This is a genomic window from Amaricoccus macauensis, from assembly GCF_014201905.1.
Taxonomy (GTDB): domain Bacteria; phylum Pseudomonadota; class Alphaproteobacteria; order Rhodobacterales; family Rhodobacteraceae; genus Amaricoccus; species Amaricoccus macauensis.
The window spans coordinates 314,289-331,248 of the sequence record NZ_JACHFM010000002.1; the positions used below are offsets into that span (position 1 = coordinate 314,289).

The following is a 16,960-nucleotide window of genomic DNA, read 5'->3' on the forward strand; positions in this document are numbered from 1 at the left end:
ATGGCTCATTTGTAAGGCATCGGCGGAAAAACATCCATAGGCGCATCTGTTATATACAACACTACGGCAGCGAGCGTATATCAATCCCGGTCTGGCATGGGAGGGATTCGAGCGGCAACGCGCTCGGGTTCCTCGATCAGCCCCCCGCGCGGGGGCAAAAACAATGAAGCCACCGGAGGAAACCGTCCGTGACACCGCAGCTGATTTCGATCTATGCCCTTGTCGCCATGTTCGTCGTGGCAACGCTTTATCCGATCAACATGGGCGTCCTCGCCTTCGTTGGCGCCTTTCTCGTCGGCACGCTCTTCGCCGGTCAGGAGACCAAGGAAATCATTGCCGGCTTTCCCGGCGGCCTGTTCCTGACGCTCGTCGGCATCACCTGGCTGTTCGCGCTGGCGCAGAACAACGGCACCATCGACTGGCTGGTGCGCCTCTCGGTCCGGGCGGTGAAGGGACGTATCGCCGCGATTCCGTGGATCATGTTCATGATCTCGGCGCTTCTCACTGCCGTCGGCGCGGTCAGCCCGGGTGCTGTCGCCATCATCGCCCCGATCGCCCTCGGCTTCGCCTTCCGCTATCAGATTTCGCCGCTGCTCATGGGCCTCATGGTCGTGCACGGCGCGCAGGCCGGTGGCTTCTCCCCGATCTCGATCTACGGCGGCATCACCAACGGCGTCGTCGCCAACGCCGGCCTGCCGCTCTCGCCGATGACCACCTTCGCGGCCAGCTTCTTCGTCAATGCCGCGGTGGCGTTCCTGCTCTTCATGGTGCTCGGCGGCCGCAAGCTTCTCGCCGCCAGCGACACCGGCCCCGTCGCGGTCAACGTCCCGCACATCGAGATCGCCCGGGCGGCGACCGGCCCGCAGATCTTTGGTGACAGCGAGACCGAGGCGCTCACCCTGAAGATCGGCGAGGAAGGCGGCAAGGGCGACGCCAACCGCCTGACCGCCGATGCTCCCGCGCCCGAGGGTGCCGACGACGGCAATCTCTACCAGATCGTCACCCTTGCCGGTCTCGCGCTGCTCGCGATCCTCGTTCTTGCCTTCAAGCTCGACATCGGCTTCGTCGCGCTCTCGATCGGCCTCGTGCTGGTGCTCTGGGCGCCGAACACCCAGAAGCGGGCGATGAGCCAGGTCGCATGGCCCGAGATCATGCTGATCACCGGCGTCTCGACCTACGTCGCGGTGCTCGAACACATGGGCACGATCGACTTCGTCGGCGAGAGCGTCGCCGGCCTCGGCTCGCCGTTGATCGCCGCGCTGCTGCTCTGCTTCATCGGTGCCGTGGTCTCGGCCTTCGCTTCCTCGACCGCGGTTCTCGGCTCGCTGATCCCGCTCGCGGTGCCCTTCCTGCAGGCCGGTACCGGCGTCAGCGCCATCGGCTTCATCGCCGCCATGGCCGTCGCCTCGACCATCGTCGACGTCAGCCCGTTCTCGACCAACGGCGCGCTCGTGCTCGCCAACGCGCAAGGCGTTGACCGCGACCTGTTCTTCCGCCGGCTGCTCGGGTACGGCGCCCTCGTCACCGTGCTCGCCCCGATCGTCCTCTGGCTCCTCTTCATCGTGGTGCCTGGATGAGTCTCGACATCCCCGCAAAGGAGTTGACCGTGACCAAAGCCGTTCGCCCCGACCGCCAAGGCACCTCGGCCTACCTCGGCGACCTGCTCGATACGCTGACCGAACGCGGCCGCAACCTCATCCGGTGGCGTGGGCCGGAGGAGGCTCCGGTGGCCGCGCCCGACCTCGCCAGCCTCGGCGACCTGCTGCTCTCGCGGCGCGGCGAGGCCTCGGGCGTGGCGCTGGCCCGCGCCCTGGTCGCGGCGTTCGACGCGGCCGCGCCTGAGGAGCGGCTCGGCTTCTTCGCGCTTCTTGCCGACCGCTTCGGCCCCGACCGGGCCGCCGTCGACGCCGCGATCGAGGCGGTCCGTGACGACGCGCCCGACGCGGTGGAGCGCCTGCACGCCGCCTCCGAGCCGCGGCGGCAGGAGCTTCTCCGGCGCCTCAACCTCGCGCCCGGCGGCACTGCCGCGCTGGTCCGCATGCGCGAGGAGCTGCTCCGGCATCTGCGCGAGCACCCCGAGCTTCGCCGGGTCGACGCCGATTTTGCCCACCTCTTCGGTTCGTGGTTCAACCGCGGCTTTCTCGTCCTGCGCCACATCGACTGGACGACGCCCGCGAACATCCTCGAGAAGATCATCCGCTACGAGGCGGTCCACGCCATCCAGAACTGGGATGACCTCAGGAACCGGCTGGAGCCGACCGACCGGCGCTGCTACGGCTTCTTCCACCCCCAGCTCGCCGACGAGCCGCTGATCTTCGTCGAGGTGGCGCTGACCGAGGCGATCCCCGACAACGTGGCCGGGCTCCTCGATCTCGACCGCGCTCCGATCTCGCCGGAGAAGGCGACGACGGCGGCGTTCTACTCGATCTCCAACACCCAGAAGGGCCTCGCCGGGGTCTCCTTCGGCAACTTCCTGATCAAGCAGGTGGTCGAGGACCTGAAGGCAGAGCTTCCGAACGTGAAGACCTTCGTCACCCTGTCGCCGGTTCCGCGCTTCGCCGCCTGGCTGAAGCGCGAGCGTGAGGATGACGCGTCGGCGCTCCTCGACACCGACTCGCGCGCGACCCTCGACCTGCTCGACGAGCCCGGATGGCACCTCAACCCGGACAAGGCCGAGGCGGTGCGCGCGGTGTTGCTCCCGCTCGCCGCGCACTACTTCCTGAAGGCGAAGGACGACGCAGGCCGGCCGATCGACCCGGTGGCACGCTTCCACCTCGGCAACGGCGCGCGCCTCGAACGGCTGAACTTTCTCGGAGATGTCTCGCCCAACGGGCTTCGCCAGGCGCACGGGCTGATGGTCAACTACCTCTACGACCTCGGTCAGATCGAGAAGAACCACGAGGCACTGGCCGAGAAGGGCCGGATAGCCGCCTCCGAAGCGGTGCGCCGGGCATTGTCCGCCGCCCCGACCCCATCCGACAGGTGACGACCATGAATGCCAATCTCTTTGCCCAGCTCGTCGACGGCATCGTCGACTCGACCGCCACCGCCATCGAGACCGCCACGGGGGAGCGCATCTCCTATGCCGATCTCGTCGCCCGCACCGGCCGGATGGCGAACGCTCTCGCCGGCTTCGGCGTCAGGCCCGGGGACCGGGTCGCGGTGCAGGTGGAAAAGTCGGTGGAGGCGATCGTCCTCTACCTCGCCACCTTGCGCGCCGGGGCCGTGTTCCTGCCGCTCAACACCGGGTACACCCCGGCCGAGATCGCGTATTTCGTCGGTGACGCCGAACCCGCCGTCTTCGTCTGCGACCCCGCCCGGCGCGAGGGGCTCGAGGCCGCGGCCGACGCCGCCGGCGCGCGGCTCGTGACCCTCGACGCCGGGGGCAGGGGCACGCTTACGGACGCGGCAAACGCCGCCCCGGCCGAGTTTGCCACCGTCGAGCGCGGGCCGGACGACCTCGCGGCACTCCTCTACACCTCCGGCACCACCGGGCGTTCCAAGGGCGCGATGCTGACCCATGACAACCTCGTCTCGAACACGCGCGCGCTGATCGAGACATGGCGTTTCACGCCCCGGGACGTGCTCATCCACGCCCTGCCGATCTTCCACACCCACGGCCTGTTCGTCGCCACCAACGTCACGCTCTTCTCCGGCGCGTCGATGGTGTTCCTGCCGAAGTTCGATGCAGACCGCATCATCGGGCTGATGCCGCGCGCGACCGTGCTGATGGGCGTGCCGACCTTCTACGTCCGCCTGCTCGAGGACGACCGGCTGAACCCGTCGAGCACCGCTCACATGCGGCTCTTCGTCTCCGGCTCCGCGCCGCTGCTGGCCGATACGCACCGCGAATGGCGAGCCCGCACCGGGCACGCCATTCTTGAGCGCTACGGCATGACCGAGACCAACATGAACACCTCGAACCCCTACGAGGGCGACCGGGTGGCGGGCACGGTCGGGATGCCGCTGCCCGGCATCGAGATCGTGGTGACCGATCCCGAGACCGGCGAGAGGCTCCCCGGCGGTGAGATCGGCATGATCGAGGTGCGCGGGCCCAATGTCTTCAAGGGCTACTGGCAGATGCCCGAGAAGACCGCCGCCGAGCTGCGGGAAACCGGCTTCTTCATCACCGGCGATCTCGGCCGGATCGACGAACGCGGCTACGTCCACATCGTCGGCCGGGGCAAGGACCTCATCATCACCGGTGGCTACAACGTCTACCCGAAGGAGATCGAGACCGAGCTCGACGCGTTCCCCGGTGTCGTCGAGTCCGCGGTGATCGGCATATCGCACCGCGACTTCGGCGAGGCCGTGACGGCGGTCATCGTCCCGACCGGCGGGGTCGAGCTCGACGAGGTGGCGATCCTTGCCGACCTCGAGACGCGCCTTGCGAAGTTCAAGCTGCCGAAGCGGATACTCTTCATCGACGAACTGCCGCGCAACACCATGGGCAAGGTGCAGAAGAACCTGCTCCGCGACCGGTTCGCCAACCTCTACGACGGCTGACGGCCCGGCGCTTCGGGCGGGGCGGGGCCGCCTCGGCGGTTCCGCATCGCCCACCGGCGACGGTCTTCCGGCATGCGGGTTGCCCGGCGCGGGGCCGTTCCTCGCGCCGTGCGAGGCAGCGGCCGCCGAGGCCCGCGCCGTTGACCCTGCCTCGGTTCGGCGGGCACAAGTCATTGTCGGCCAAGCCGAAATGGTTTCCGGCCAGCACACATGCGCAATGGAAGGACCTGTGACATGGACCACTCGACCGCACGCAGCCTGTCGGAACTGACCCGAAGCGCGACGTTGCGACGTCTGGCGGCAATCGTCGCCGGTACGGTGTTGCTGACGATCGCATCGCGCATTGTCGTGCCGATGGTGCCGGTGCCCATCACCCTGCAGACGCTGGCGGTCACGCTGATCGGCGCACTCTACGGCTGGAGACTGGGGGCGGTCACCGTCATCGCGTGGCTCGCACAGGGTGCCGCGGGCCTGCCGGTCTTCCAGTCCGGAACCGGCGGCATCGCGCCGTTCCTCGGGCCGACGGCAGGCTATCTGCTGGCGTTTCCGATCGTCGCCGCCTTCACCGGCTGGCTGGCGCAGCGCGGCTGGACCGGGCAGCGGACGGGCCTTGCCTTCGCTGCGATGCTTGCCGGAAACCTCCTCTGCCTCGCGATCGGTGGCGCCTGGCTCGCCGTGATGATCGGTGCCAAGCAGGCCTTCCTTCACGGTGTCGCTCCGTTCATCATCGGAGGCGTCCTGAAGTCGGCGGTGGGCGCGGGTATCCTCCGCCTCGTCGCCCGGCCCGTTTCGCGCGAGGGTCTCTGAGCGTCGACGCAGGGTCGGCGCGGGTTTCCTGACGTCCCCGGCTTCCGATTGCGGCAGGGGGCGGTCAGCCGCGGGTGTGCGAGAGATGCTGCAACAGGCTCTCCGCCAGCGGTGTCAGGTCCGCATCGGCGCGGATGCAGAGCGAGAGCCGGCGGGTCGCCCAGTCGTCGGCAAGCCGGACGATGGTGACGCCCGGGCGCCTGCGGGCCCGCCGCGCCGCTGTCTCGGGCACGATCCCGATGCCGACGCCCGCGCTCGCCAGCTGACAGATGTCGGCGAAGCTTCGCACCCGGAGACGCGGGCGCAACTGCAGGCCGGCCTTCGCCGCCTCGGCGTCGAGGTGGTCCTGCAAGGCGCCGTCCACCAGCGCCACGAAGGGCAGGCCCGCGAGATCGGCCAGTCGCACCTGTGGCTGGCTGGCAAGCGCATCGCCCGGTGCCGCCACCACGACCAGCCGGTCGGTCGCGAAGGGGCGCAGCTCCAGACCGGCCGGATCCACCGCCCGGGAGGAGAGGACGCCGATCTCGGCGAAGCCGAGGGCAATGCTGCGGGCAATGTCGGGGCTCGGGCGCTCCTTCAGCTCGATGTCGACCTGCGGGCGCGCCGCGAGCCATGGCGCGAGACGGGCGGGCAGCAGCTCGCTCGTCGCCGCGGTGTTGGCAAGGAGGCGGATCGTGCTGCGCAGGCCGCGGGCGAACTGGCCGAGCTCGCCTCGCATCCGTGCCATCTGGTGCAGGATCAGGCGGGCATGCTGCAGCAGCGCCTCGCCGGCCTCGGTCAGCGTCACCCCGCGCCGCTCGCGGACGAGGAGTGCGACGCCGCCCGCCGCCTCCATCTCGCGCAGCCGCTCGCTGGCGGCAGCCAGCGACAGGCCGGCGTCCGCGGCGCCGTGGGTGATGCTGCCGGCTTCGGCGACGGCAAGGAACAGCCGCAGGTCGGTGAGATCGAACCGCATGCGCGGCAGGATAGCCGTGCCGGGATCGAGGGGGAAGCCTTCGGGGAAGCCGAAGGCAGGGTCCGGGACTCCCGCATTGTGCACCAGCCCCGCGCCGCTATCACCGGGGCATGAGCGAACATATCCTCCTCGCGGCGATCGCCGCCACCTTCTTCGCCGCCGGCATGGTCAAGGGCGTGACCGGCATGGGTCTTCCCACTGTCGCGATGGGCGTCCTCGGGGCGCTGATCTCGCCGCTGGCGGCAGCAAGCCTGCTGATCGTGCCGTCCTTCGTCACCAATCTCTGGCAGCTCCTCGCCGGGCCGGCCTTCGGACCGCTGGTCCGCCGGCTCTGGCCGATGATGCTGGCGATCTCCGTCGGCACGCTTCTCGGCGCGTCGTGGCTCGCGACTGGCGATACGCGGGTGAGCACCGCGGCGCTCGGCCTGGCGCTGGTGATCTACTCGACGGTCACGCTTGTCGGCCGCCAGCTCGCCGTCCCGGCCCGCGTCGAGCCGTGGCTCTCGCCGCTGATCGGGGCCGTGACCGGCGTGGTGACGGGCTGCACCGGAGTCTTCGTCATCCCGGCGGTGCCGTATCTGCAGTCGCTCGGTCTGTCCCGTGACGATCTGGTGCAGGCGCTGGGGCTTTCCTTCACGGTCTCGACCATCGCGCTTGCCGCGGGGCTTGGAGCGCACGGCGCCTTCGCGGTCAGCGGGATGGGGCTCTCGGTGCTGGCGCTCGTCCCCGCGCTCGCCGGAATGTGGGCGGGCCAGCGGCTCCGTGGCCGGATCAGCCCGGTCGCCTTCCGCCGGGTGTTTCTCATCTGCCTGCTGCTTCTCGGCACCGAGATGACGCTGAGGTCGCTGGTCTAGTCCCTCGGCGTCTGGTCCCTCAGCGACCCGGGTCACGGCCCGATCACTCGGGGGCCATGGCTGATCCGCCGCTCGCCGGGCGTCAGTAGGGCGAGTCGGGGAAGTAGTAGCCGGCGGCGTTGTCCCTGGTGATCAGCGGGCTGTCGAGGACGTACTGGCCGTGGATCGGGGCCTGGGTCGCGTACTTCATCGCCGTGAGTTCGATCGCCGGGATGATCAGCGTCGGCGGATAGAAGATGTCGGCGTCAAAGCCGCCGTTGCCGTCCATGATCAGCTTGATGACCCGGTTCATCCCCGAGCCGCCGAGGAGCGCCATCTCTTCCTGTCGGCCGGACTGCTCGATCGCGGCCTTCGCGCCAAGGGCGGCGTCATCGTCGCCGGCCCAGACGCCGTCGATCTTCGGAAAGCGGACGAGGTAGTCCTGCATCACCTCGAAGCCCTTGTCCGGGTTCCAGTTGGCATACTGCATGTCGAGGATCTCGACACCGGACCCTTCGAGCGCCTTCTCGAAAGCCTCGATGCGGATGTTGTCGATCGCGGTCGGAATGCCGCGCATGACGACGATCTTGCCGCCCTGCGGCAGCTTCTCCTTGAAGTACCCGGCCGCCACGACGCCGTACTGGGGGTTGTTGCCACCTACGTAGAGATCCTCGATCCCCTCTTCCGCCAGGCCACGGTCGACGGACGTGATGAACACCCCTTTGGCCTTCGCCGCCTTGACCGGCGCGGTGAGCGGATCGCTCTCGAACGGCAGGATCACGAGTGCATCGATGCCCTGAGCGACCATGTCCTCGACGTCGTTCGCCTGCTTGGAGGCGTCCGATGCGGTGGTCACGAGGAACCTGAGGCTCGGGAAGGCTTGCTGCATCGCGGCCACGGTCCGCTCGGTATGGTAGTTGAGACCGCCGGTCCAGCCATGGGTGGCCGCCGGGATCGAGATGCCGATGGTGGCCGCCGTGTCGTCCTGTCCGAAGGCAGTGCCCGCGCCCGCCAGCGCGAGCACCGTCATCGTTCCGAAAGCGAAACCGCGCCGGGTGATCTTCATCGTGGGAAGTCCTCTCGTTGGTTCTGACGTTCAACCATCCCGCGCAAACGCCTCGGATTGCTCTGCAACTGGTCCGGAGGCTTGCGGCGCGTGCGCGGATGGCATCGATTGGATCGGCTGGGCTGGACTCGAGGCTGTGAGTCCCGCAGGTTACGCAATGATTTTTGCGACAATATCACAAATGCAATTTTGCAAGTCAACTTGATCCTGCAATGAACGCCTGCAACATTCGCCGCGGCATGGCTTGCGGTGTCGCGGGCAGGCGGCTCCGCGCCTGCTGGCGCGCATCGGGTGTTCCCGAAAGATGCGGGCGGAGCTCCGGACCGAAGCTCCGCGCGCTGATCGAAGGTCGCCAGGCGCGGTGCTTCCCGCCGGGTGCGCGCTTTCACGGGCCGGTTGGCGCGCGTTCTTCCTCGGCCAGACGCGTGACCACGCGGTCGGCCATGCCGGCGCAGCGGGCCCCGTCGAACGGGTAGAGGTCGCCGAAGCCGCCGAGCCGTTCGAGCAGTGCCGCGCGCAGCAGCCGCCTGGCGCGGTGGAGCCGGGTCTTGGCCGTCTCCGGGCGGAGACCGAGATGCTCGGCGGTCTCCTCCGTCGTCATTCCTTCCACGTCGCGGAGGATGAGGACGATGCGGAAGTCGGGGGGCAGTTCGTCGATCATCGGCTCCAGCAGGGAACGCACCTGCGCGCGGCCCGCTTCGGCCTCGGGCGTCGGCTCCGGCGGCGAGGGGAAGGCCACGATGCGCGGATCATCGGCCGGCAGCTCGCTGATCGCGGCGATGTCCTCCGACGGCCGGCGCCGGCGCAGGCGGCCAAGTGCCTCGTTGAGGGCGATCCGCGTCAGCCAGGTGGCGATCCCGGAGTCGCCTCGGAAGCGGGAGAGATTGATGAAGGCGCGCACGTAAGTCTCCTGCACCACGTCCTCGGCCTCCGCGTCGTCGCGAAGGACGCCGCGGGCAACCCGGAAGAGCCGCCGGTTGTGCCGGCGCACCAGTGTCCGCACCGCCCCCTCGTCTCCGGCGCGAGCGCGCTCGACCAGCGCGGCGTCGCTCATGCCGTCGAGAGCGGCGGTGTCCGCCGCTCTCAGGAGGGCGCCGGTCATGCCGGCACCCCCGTTGCCCTCACGCTGCCCTGCGCGACGATCGCCGCCGCGTCGGGAAACGCCGCGACCGCGGCCGCGGGCAGGCCGGTGTCGGGCCAGCCGTGCCAGTCGGCCGGCACGGTCCCGACGACGATGCGGCCGACCATGCCCGCGTGCTCGTGCGGGATGCAGCAGTAGTCATAGACACCCGGCACCGTCAGCATGACCTCGAACTCCTCTCCCGGCAGGAGATAGTCCGAATCCCACGGGCTGGCAGTCGCGGGAATGCGCCGGGGACGGTCGTCGAGTCCGGTCGGGTCATAGGCGGTCGCGGTGTGCGCGTTGCCGGCGTCGGAGTTCTTCCACCGCACCGTCGTCCCCGGCGGGACGAGAAGCCCCACCGGATCGAACCAGACATGCGCACCGTTCGCGTCGCCCCGCATGCCGATCTCGACCGGCCCCGCCGCCCGTGCCGGCAACGCCAGCACGGCGACGGCCCCGACGAGAAACTCACGCCGGGCAAGGATCATTTCGCGACCCGGGCCTGATCGGCCGCCGACACGTGCCAGAGGATGATGTGCGCGTGCGGCACCTCGACCCCCGGGTGACCGGCGTTGTAGGTGATCTCGACGTGATCGACCGCACCGCCCGGCGCGGCGAGATCGCCGAAACTCTTGTCCGGGTTCAGGTCGGCGATCGGGATCATGTAGATCGTGCTGACGAGCTTGCCGTCGTGGTCATAGGCCAGGAACGGCCCCGCTGGCAGCGTCGCCGGATCGACGTAGAGCGTGCCGAGGCCCGGGATGAAGTTCGGAAGCTTCACGAGGCTCGAGACGGCGGCATAGGGCGCCGGCGGCGGGGCCTGCGTCACATCGGCGGCGAGCGCCGTGCCGGCGGTGGCGATGAGACCGGCTGCGATCAGGCTCAGGATTTTCATGACAGGCTCCAATGGAATGCGCCGGCGGAATGCGTGGCGTCAATTCATTGGATGCAGCGGGCGGGCGCGAGGTTCCCGCCGCCGGTAACGCAGCCGTGATGGCCGATTCTCAGACCTCCAGCGAACTGAAGTGCCGCAACACCGCCTGCTCGACGCTGAGCGCCGCGAGCCAGGACGTCTTCGGGTTTTCGGGCAGGGGCTTGTTGTTCAGCACGATGCGGAAGTCGCCGAAGGCGCCGCGCGCCTCAAGCTCATGGGTGTTGCCGACAGCGCCCGGGTCGGCCACGAGCCGCACGCGGGTCTTCTCGAATCCGACGCCCGCGAGCGCCACCGCGGCGGTGACGTTGGTGTTCTTCGGATAGTCCCGGGCCGCATCGACGGCGTTGCCCTCATAGAAGGTGGTGGCCTCCGCGAGGCCGGCGAGGTCGAGGATCGTCTCGGCCGGGGTGCCTGCCCACGCCGCCGGCGGCTTGCGGCCGACGTAGGTCACGCTCTCGAGACCGGCGAGCGCGCCCGCGCGCAGCACGTCGAGACCGGCGATCGCGCCGGAGACCGCGGTCGCCTTCGCGCCGCCCCGGCGGGCAGCCTCCTCCAGCTTCGCGATCGTCGCCGGGTCGCCGAGGGCGCCGATCGAGACGATGACGACATCTATCCCGGCGGCAAGCAGCGGAGGCACGGTCTCGCGCACCGCCGCGTGGGTGGCGCACTCGACCACGAGGTCGGGCCGCGCTTCGATCAGGGTATCCACCGTGGTCCATCGCGTCATGCCCTCGGGGGTCTCCCTCCGGCGCTCGGCGGGAAGCAGGAACCCCGCGAGCCGCAGCCCCGAGCGGCCGGCCGCGAGCGAGGCCGCGAGGCTTTGCGCCATGGCGCCGAAGCCGAGGGAGACGATCACCGGGGAGGCGGAGGTCATTGCAGAGGATCCTTCACAAGGTGCGCGAGCGTCGGGGCCGGGAGCAGCCGGGGAGCAGAAGACGCCGAGAGCCGATCGGCAGCAAGCCCGCAGGTTGACGGCCTCGCGGTCGGACCCTTCGCGCCGACCCCTTCGCGCCGACCCCTTCGCGCCGGCAAGGAGCGAATGTGGCCTTCCGTCGATGCGGACGGTAGGCTTGAGCGACGTGCCCGCGGCCCGTTGGCCGGAACCGATCGAAACGTCGAGGGGGACCGTCCCGTGACCGAACCGCGCCGCCCGAACATCCTCTTCATCATGTCCGATGACCACGCGTCGCGGGCGATCTCGGCCTATGGGGGCGGGCTGAACCGGACGCCGAACCTCGACCGGCTCGCGACCGAGGGGATGCGGCACGATGCGACCTACGTGACCAATTCGATCTGCACGCCGTCGCGGGCGGCGATCCTCTGCGGCACGTACAACCACGTGAACTGCGTGACGACGCTCGACACCCGCCTCGACAACCGCCTGCCGAACGTGGCGAAGCACCTGCGGGCCGCGGGTTACCGGACCGGCATCTTCGGCAAGTGGCACCTCGGCGAGGGGCCGGCGCACCAGCCGACGGGCTTTGACGAGTGGGCGGTGGTGCCGGGGCAGGGGGAGTACTGGGATCCGCCGTTCGACACGCCCGAGGGGCGGCGAAAGGTGCCGGGCTACGCGACCGACATCATCACCGACATGAGCCTCGATTTCATGGAGCGGTGCGGCGACGCGCCGTTCTTCCTGATGTGCCACCACAAGGCGCCGCACCGGAACTGGCAATATCATCCGCGCCACGCCGGGCTCTGGGCCGACGAGGACGTGCCGCTGCCCGAGACCTTCGACGACGACTATGCCAACCGCGCGGCGGCCGCGGCGGCGGCGCGGATGCGGGTGCGCTCGGACATGGTCTACAACGACCTGGGGCTGGTGCAGCCGGAGGGCGCGGCGGCGCGCGTGGGCGAGCTGCTGATCGGCGGCTGGCCGGACCGCAAGGTGCCTGAACTCATGCCGGGCGAGACGATCACCGTCACCTGTGCCGAGACCGGCGAGCGGCATACCTTCGACGATCCGCAGGCCTTCGCGATCTTCCGGTACCAGCGCTACATGAAGCGTTACCTGCGGACGGTGCAGGCGATTGACGACGGGGTCGGGCGGCTCCTCGACTTCCTCGACGAGCGCGGGCTCGCGGAGGACACGCTCGTCATCTACACCTCGGATCAGGGGTTCTTCCTCGGCGAACACGGCTGGTTCGACAAGCGCTTCATGTACGAGGAAAGCCTGCGGATGCCGTTTCTCGTGCGCTATCCGGCCGGGATCTCGGCCGGGTCGACGTCCCGCGACATCGCCTGCAACGTGGACTTCGCCCCGACCTTCCTCGACTATGCCGGGGCGCCGTGCCCGAACTACGTGCAGGGCCGCTCCCTCCGGCCGGTGCTGGAGGGCAGGACCCCGGACGATTGGGAGCAGATCGCCTATCATCGCTACTGGATGCACAACGACGTGTTCCACGGCGCATGGGCGCACTACGGCGTGCGCGGGCCGCGCTACAAGCTGATCTACTGGTACAACAAGGACCTTGGCCAGGCCGGGGCGCGTCCGCTGGATGCCCCGCCGGAGTGGGAGCTCTTCGACTGTGAAGCCGACCCGCACGAGCTCCTGAACCGCGCGGACGATCCGGCCCATGCAGAGATCTTCGACAGGATGCTGGCGGCACTCGATGCACGGATGGCGCAGATCGGCGACATCCCGGAGCACGACAGCGCCACGGCACGGCGGGGGCCTCAGGCGACCTGACGCGCCGCTGTCGGTGGGGCAGGGCGGTACGATCCGGCACTGCCGGGCCAGCCGCGCAGAGCTGCCGGCCGTGGCTCGGCTGATGAGCGATGCGGAGGCGCCGTGCATGTGCCCGTGCCGGGTGTCGCATGGAGAGGCCCGGCAGTTCCCCGGACGCCTCTTCCGCCGTCCCCCGATCATGGCACTGCCGCGGTGCCGGCCCAGGGGGCGCGGCCGGGAGCGGTTGACGTCGAGCCGCTGTTTCCCGCAAGCGCGGGGATGAACCCTGGTCACGACGACGAGTGCGACCGACTGCACCCGGGATGGGGACGAAGGGCGCCTATCAGCTTCCGACGTGCGTGCGGCGATCCGGGTGCTTCCTGACGTCTTCGGCGAAGCGGTGCGACATCTGAAAGACATCGACGGGGCAGGAGTCGATGCAGTTGCCGCAGTTCTGGCAGTCGCCGGACAGGATCACCGGGCTGTCCTTGCCCTTGAGGGCCGGGACGATGACGTGCGGCTCGGGGCAGATGGCGAAGCAGGCGCCGCAGTCGGTGCAGGCCGTGCGGTTGGCGGCGGAGACCCGGACGAGCGAGCCGCGTCCGATCAGCCCGTAGAAGGCCCCGACCGGGCAGAGGTGGCTGCACCAGGCCCGGCGCGCCACGAAGAGGTCGAGCAGGAACACCGCGGCGATGATCGCCCAGCCGAAGCCGATGCCGGAGATGAACGCCCGCTGCAGCAGGCTCACCGGATTGACGAACTCCCAGGCGACCGTCCCCGTGATGAACGAGGCGAGGAGGGTCGCGGCGAGGATCGCAAAGCGGGCGCGGCGGTCGAGCTTGCGGTCGCGGGTCAGCCCGACCTTCTCGCGCAGCCAGTAGGCCGTGTCGGTCACGACGTTGACCGGGCAGACCCATCCGCAATAGACGCGCCCGCCGAGCACGAGATAGGCGAGCGCGATGATGATGGCGCCGGTCACCACCGGCCAGGCGGGGGAGGTGCCGCCGACGAGCCCCTGAAGCAGGATGTAGGGATCGGCGAGAGTGACCATGCCGTAGATGTCGCTCGCCGCGAAGTTGCCGCGCACAAGCCAGATCCCGAAGAGCGGCCCGAGAGTGAAGAGACCGAGCAGGCTCACCTGGCTGGCTCGCCGGAGCAGCCACCACTTGTGCGAGCGGAGGAGACCGCGCGCCTCGACGCTGAGCCGGCGGTTCGCGGAGACGAGCCCGAGAACGATCCCGCGACCTGTCATGTGGCGCGCCCCGCCCGGTTGCGACCGGCGCCGCCGAGCCCGAGGTCACGCGGCAGCACGCGGATCGAGGCGTGGCCGGTGACGCAGTGCTTCTCACAGGTGCCGCAGCCGGTGCAACTGCCGGAATGGACCGTGGGAATCATGATCTTGCGACCGTCGATCTCGCCCGGCTCAAGGGTGATCGCGTCACCGCGGATCGGGCAGACGCGCACGCAGATGCTGCAGTTCATGCCCTTGTAGTTCAGACAGTCCTCGTGCCCGACGAGCACGGCGACCCCCATCTCGGCCTCGCGGATGGCAATACCGCTGTCGAGGGCGCCGGTCGGGCAGGCCCGCGCGCAGGGCACGTCGCGGCACATGTAGCAGGGTTCCTCGCGCGGGGTGAAGAAGGGTGTGCCGACCGGCGCCTCCTCGCCCCATTCGGCGAGCGACAGCGTGTCGTAGGGACAGGCCTGCACGCAGAGACCGCATCGCACGCAGGAGGCGAGGAACTCGTCCTCGGGCCGGGCCCCCGGCGGCCGCAGGGCGCGGGCGTCGGCGGCGCCGGAAGCCTGTACCAGCGCGGCGAGCGAGAAGCCGCCAAGGCAGACCACGCCGGCGCCCCGCGCCATTTCGGTCATCGCCGTGCGGCGGTCTATCTTGCGGGGCTCGGTCTTGCGATCCCTGGCTGCCATTATCGGTTTTCGGCGGGAGTTGCTGCCGTCACTCCGGCGGTCCCGCCGCCTCCTTCGCGCGTTTCTGTTCGGCCAGCAGCGGCTCGTAGCGGCTGTCGGTCAGGGTCTCGAGGAAGGCGACGAGCGCATCGACCCGGGCGTCGTCGAGCATCAGGCCCGACTTGAGTTCGGTCAGCGACAGGTTCTCGCCGGCCTCGGGCGCCCCCCAGTCCTCGCCGGTCTCGGGGTTGATCTGCGAGATCGGACGGCGGCTCGTGTACTTGTTGTAGAAGAGGACAGCCGTTCGAAGGTCCTCGAACACCCCGTTGTGCATGTAGGGCGCAGTCACGGCGACGTTGCGCAGCGAGGGCACCCGGTGACGGCCCGCCTGCGCCGGATCGTCGATCCCCGGACGCTGCGCCAGCCCGCGGTCCACGTGGTCGGGGCCAAGGCCGCTGGCGGCGCGGGCCGCCTGGTTCAGCGGCACGCCGATGTTGTGATACTCGAAGCTCGTGAAGCTCTCCCGTGGCGTCACCCCCTGCTTCTGCAACTGGTGACAGAGCCGGCAGTTCCAGGTGATGAACACCGTCTGTCCGAACTGCTCCTGGCTGGTCAGTTCCGCCTCTCCGCGCATGTAGCGGTCGTACTTCGAGTCGAAGGCGGTGAACTCGGCGGTGCGCTGGTAGGCCGCGAGCGCCGACGTGGCATGGTCGAACGCCGCATCGACATCGTCGAGTGCGCCCGCGCCAAAGAGGTCGCCGAAGCGCCGGGCATAGTCGTCGTCCTCGCGCAGCCGCGCCACCACCGCGGCCCGGTCCGGCATCGCCATCTCGGCGGGGTTCAGCATCGGCTGGCCGGCCTGCTCCTCCAGGTCGTCGGCGCGTCCGTCCCAGAAGAGGCCGCCCTTGTAGCGGCCCTTCGCATCGCGATGGAACGTCGGGCTGAGTGCGGCATAGGTCAGCATCGGTGTGTTGCGGTCACCGTGCGAGACGCCGTCGGCGCCCTCGGAGACCGCGCGGCCGGCGGCGCCGGTGCGCGGGTCGGAGAACGCATGGGCCGGATCATGGCAGGTCGCGCAGGACTGGGTGCCGGTGCCCGACAGCCCCGGGTCGAAGAACAGTGTCTCGCCGAGCGCGGCAAGCGTCTCCGTCCGGGGCGCTGGCTGGGGCGCCGGGCCGCCGGCCGCGCCGAAGCCAACCGCGGTGGCGGCGGCCAACGCGACGGGCAACAGACAGGCGATGACGACAAACGGGCGCTCCACGGTATCAGACCTCCGCTGCTTCGGCCGAGCGCGCCGGCACGCCGGCGGCGCGTGCGCGGGTCTCGGAGATGAGGAGCCGATGGGCGACGAGATCGGCAAGGTTCGCGAGCACAGCCAGCCGCTTCTGTGCCGGAAGATCGAGCGCGGCGGGAGCGAGAACCCCGCGCGGGCCGAGAAGCCGGTCGTGATGCGGGCGCAGCAGCGTGACCAGCGCCGCGAGGCTCAGGTCGGCCAGCGGCTCGGGCCAGGCGAGCCCGCCGGAATGGATCAGGATTTCCTGCGTCACGCGGAAGTCGGCGGCGCCCGAGCGCGCCAGCGCCGGATTGCCGGAGACGGCGGCGTCGAGTAGCGCGAAGGCGGCCATCAGGCGGCTTGCCGGGTCGGGCGCGTTGCGGGCGCGCCGGAAGAGTTCGGCAAGCGGCGCCAGATCGGCGTCGACCGGGCCGAGGGCGGCGTCGTCGAGCGCGAGCGCACTCGGGCGGAAGGCGGTGCAGCGCCAGCGCGCCTGATGCGCGAGATCGGCGATACGCCAGCCGGCGATGGCCATTCCGCGCCCGGTCGCGACTTGCCAGCGCAGCAGGCGGCGCTCGACATCCTCGTAGGCGAGGGTCAGCGCCTCCTCCCCCGTGGCGGCCGGCAGGCGGTAGATCACCTCGGCGAGCTTGCCGCGCTCGTTGCCGTGCAGGCTGACCCGCGCCTCGGGCAGGTCGGGCGCGCCCGACTGCTCGGGCGCGTCATCGGCGACGAGAACGTCCAGCTCCCACGCCTGCGTCACCGGGTTGCGCAGGTAGAAGCCGACGAGGAAGTCCCGGCGGCGAACGTCGGCGACGGAGAGGCGGACCGTGTCAGTGTCGCTCTCGGCCTTCAGGGACGCTCGGATATCATAGGGAATCCACATGTTC

General features: G+C 69.7%; 16 protein-coding genes. 6 read left to right on the forward strand and 10 right to left on the reverse strand.

Translation table 11 applies throughout. The annotated features are described in order from the left end of the window. Window positions 1–188: 188 nt before the first annotated feature. The 4 genes from HNP73_RS09030 (at window position 189) to HNP73_RS09045 (ending at window position 5,313) form a co-directional block, all read left to right on the forward strand. Window positions 189–1,577 carry an SLC13 family permease gene (locus HNP73_RS09030; RefSeq protein ID WP_184148347.1) on the forward strand — a complete coding sequence of 463 codons (1,389 nt, stop codon included), beginning with the start codon at window positions 189–191 and terminating at the stop codon, window positions 1,575–1,577. A gap of 29 nt (window positions 1,578–1,606) precedes the next feature. Beyond that, a complete protein-coding gene (locus HNP73_RS09035; RefSeq protein ID WP_343063239.1) occupies window positions 1,607–2,986 on the forward strand; it encodes a malonyl-CoA decarboxylase in 1,380 nt (459 codons plus the stop codon). A 5-nt stretch (window positions 2,987–2,991) separates the two neighbouring features. After that, window positions 2,992–4,506 carry a malonate--CoA ligase gene (locus HNP73_RS09040; protein ID WP_184148349.1) on the forward strand — a complete coding sequence of 505 codons (1,515 nt, stop codon included), beginning with the start codon at window positions 2,992–2,994 and terminating at the stop codon, window positions 4,504–4,506. A gap of 234 nt (window positions 4,507–4,740) precedes the next feature. Further along, window positions 4,741–5,313, forward strand: coding sequence for a biotin transporter BioY (locus tag HNP73_RS09045; protein ID WP_184148350.1), 573 nt, complete (start codon window positions 4,741–4,743; stop codon window positions 5,311–5,313). A 64-nt stretch (window positions 5,314–5,377) separates the two neighbouring features. Here HNP73_RS09045 and HNP73_RS09050 read toward each other — a convergent pair whose 3' ends face one another. Beyond that, complete coding sequence (locus HNP73_RS09050; protein ID WP_221288425.1) at window positions 5,378–6,352, reverse strand: LysR substrate-binding domain-containing protein; 975 nt, start codon at window positions 6,350–6,352, stop codon at window positions 5,378–5,380. Between the two features lie 26 nt (window positions 6,353–6,378). Between HNP73_RS09050 and HNP73_RS09055 the strand changes: the two genes are divergently transcribed. Further along, on the forward strand, window positions 6,379–7,122 hold the full coding sequence (locus HNP73_RS09055) for a sulfite exporter TauE/SafE family protein (RefSeq protein ID WP_184148351.1): 744 nt from the start codon (window positions 6,379–6,381) through the stop codon (window positions 7,120–7,122). 82 nt (window positions 7,123–7,204) lie between these two features. On the opposite strand, the gene HNP73_RS09060 is transcribed toward HNP73_RS09055, so the two are convergent. The 5 genes from HNP73_RS09060 to HNP73_RS09080 all read right to left on the reverse strand — a co-directional run bounded on the left by HNP73_RS09060 (window position 7,205) and on the right by HNP73_RS09080 (window position 11,098). Further along, a complete protein-coding gene (locus tag HNP73_RS09060; protein ID WP_184148352.1) occupies window positions 7,205–8,167 on the reverse strand; it encodes a substrate-binding domain-containing protein in 963 nt (320 codons plus the stop codon). Window positions 8,168–8,552: 385 nt separating this feature from the next. After that, window positions 8,553–9,269, reverse strand: coding sequence for an RNA polymerase sigma factor (locus tag HNP73_RS09065; protein ID WP_184148353.1), 717 nt, complete (start codon window positions 9,267–9,269; stop codon window positions 8,553–8,555). Beyond that, window positions 9,266–9,778: a plastocyanin/azurin family copper-binding protein gene (locus HNP73_RS09070; RefSeq protein WP_184148354.1), complete on the reverse strand. Its 513-nt coding sequence runs from the start codon at window positions 9,776–9,778 to the stop codon at window positions 9,266–9,268. Before HNP73_RS09070 ends, HNP73_RS09065 begins: the two co-directional genes overlap by 4 nt. Further along, window positions 9,775–10,185 carry a DUF5602 domain-containing protein gene (locus HNP73_RS09075; RefSeq protein ID WP_184148355.1) on the reverse strand — a complete coding sequence of 137 codons (411 nt, stop codon included), beginning with the start codon at window positions 10,183–10,185 and terminating at the stop codon, window positions 9,775–9,777. Before HNP73_RS09075 ends, HNP73_RS09070 begins: the two co-directional genes overlap by 4 nt. A gap of 109 nt (window positions 10,186–10,294) precedes the next feature. Further along, window positions 10,295–11,098 (reverse strand): aspartate dehydrogenase, encoded by an 804-nt coding sequence (locus HNP73_RS09080; RefSeq protein ID WP_184148356.1) that lies wholly within the window; start codon window positions 11,096–11,098, stop codon window positions 10,295–10,297. 258 nt (window positions 11,099–11,356) lie between these two features. Between HNP73_RS09080 and HNP73_RS09085 the strand changes: the two genes are divergently transcribed. Then, window positions 11,357–12,913 (forward strand): sulfatase family protein, encoded by a 1,557-nt coding sequence (locus HNP73_RS09085; protein WP_343063241.1) that lies wholly within the window; start codon window positions 11,357–11,359, stop codon window positions 12,911–12,913. Window positions 12,914–13,235: 322 nt separating this feature from the next. Here HNP73_RS09085 and napH read toward each other — a convergent pair whose 3' ends face one another. From napH to HNP73_RS09105, 4 genes are read right to left on the reverse strand one after another with little or no spacing between them, the layout of a single operon-like run. Beyond that, window positions 13,236–14,144 (reverse strand): quinol dehydrogenase ferredoxin subunit NapH, encoded by a 909-nt coding sequence (gene napH / locus HNP73_RS09090; RefSeq protein WP_184148358.1) that lies wholly within the window; start codon window positions 14,142–14,144, stop codon window positions 13,236–13,238. Further along, on the reverse strand, window positions 14,141–14,818 hold the full coding sequence (napG, locus tag HNP73_RS09095; protein ID WP_184148359.1) for a ferredoxin-type protein NapG: 678 nt from the start codon (window positions 14,816–14,818) through the stop codon (window positions 14,141–14,143). Before napG ends, napH begins: the two co-directional genes overlap by 4 nt. Before the next feature lie 28 nt (window positions 14,819–14,846). Further along, complete coding sequence (locus HNP73_RS09100) at window positions 14,847–16,058, reverse strand: cytochrome-c peroxidase (protein WP_343063242.1); 1,212 nt, start codon at window positions 16,056–16,058, stop codon at window positions 14,847–14,849. A gap of 4 nt (window positions 16,059–16,062) precedes the next feature. Continuing rightward, entirely contained in the window at window positions 16,063–16,956 is an 894-nt protein-coding gene (locus HNP73_RS09105; RefSeq protein WP_184148360.1) for a methylamine utilization protein MauJ, read from the reverse strand. Between the last annotated feature and the right edge of the window lie 4 nt (window positions 16,957–16,960).

What these genes read in the sequence shown, in the direction of transcription:
- HNP73_RS09060 (WP_184148352.1), bottom strand. Translation starts at nt 8,167, where the DNA reads ATGAAGATCACCCGGCGCGGTTTCGCTTTCGGAACGATGACGGTGCTC.
- HNP73_RS09080 (WP_184148356.1), bottom strand. Translation starts at nt 11,098, where the DNA reads ATGACCTCCGCCTCCCCGGTGATCGTCTCCCTCGGCTTCGGCGCCATG.
- napG (WP_184148359.1), bottom strand. Translation starts at nt 14,818, where the DNA reads ATGGCAGCCAGGGATCGCAAGACCGAGCCCCGCAAGATAGACCGCCGC.
- HNP73_RS09040 (WP_184148349.1), top strand. Translation starts at nt 2,992, where the DNA reads ATGAATGCCAATCTCTTTGCCCAGCTCGTCGACGGCATCGTCGACTCG.
- HNP73_RS09070 (WP_184148354.1), bottom strand. Translation starts at nt 9,778, where the DNA reads ATGATCCTTGCCCGGCGTGAGTTTCTCGTCGGGGCCGTCGCCGTGCTG.
- HNP73_RS09055 (WP_184148351.1), top strand. Translation starts at nt 6,379, where the DNA reads ATGAGCGAACATATCCTCCTCGCGGCGATCGCCGCCACCTTCTTCGCC.
- HNP73_RS09075 (WP_184148355.1), bottom strand. Translation starts at nt 10,185, where the DNA reads ATGAAAATCCTGAGCCTGATCGCAGCCGGTCTCATCGCCACCGCCGGC.
- HNP73_RS09105 (WP_184148360.1), bottom strand. Translation starts at nt 16,956, where the DNA reads ATGTGGATTCCCTATGATATCCGAGCGTCCCTGAAGGCCGAGAGCGAC.
- HNP73_RS09065 (WP_184148353.1), bottom strand. Translation starts at nt 9,269, where the DNA reads ATGACCGGCGCCCTCCTGAGAGCGGCGGACACCGCCGCTCTCGACGGC.
- HNP73_RS09045 (WP_184148350.1), top strand. Translation starts at nt 4,741, where the DNA reads ATGGACCACTCGACCGCACGCAGCCTGTCGGAACTGACCCGAAGCGCG.
- napH (WP_184148358.1), bottom strand. Translation starts at nt 14,144, where the DNA reads ATGACAGGTCGCGGGATCGTTCTCGGGCTCGTCTCCGCGAACCGCCGG.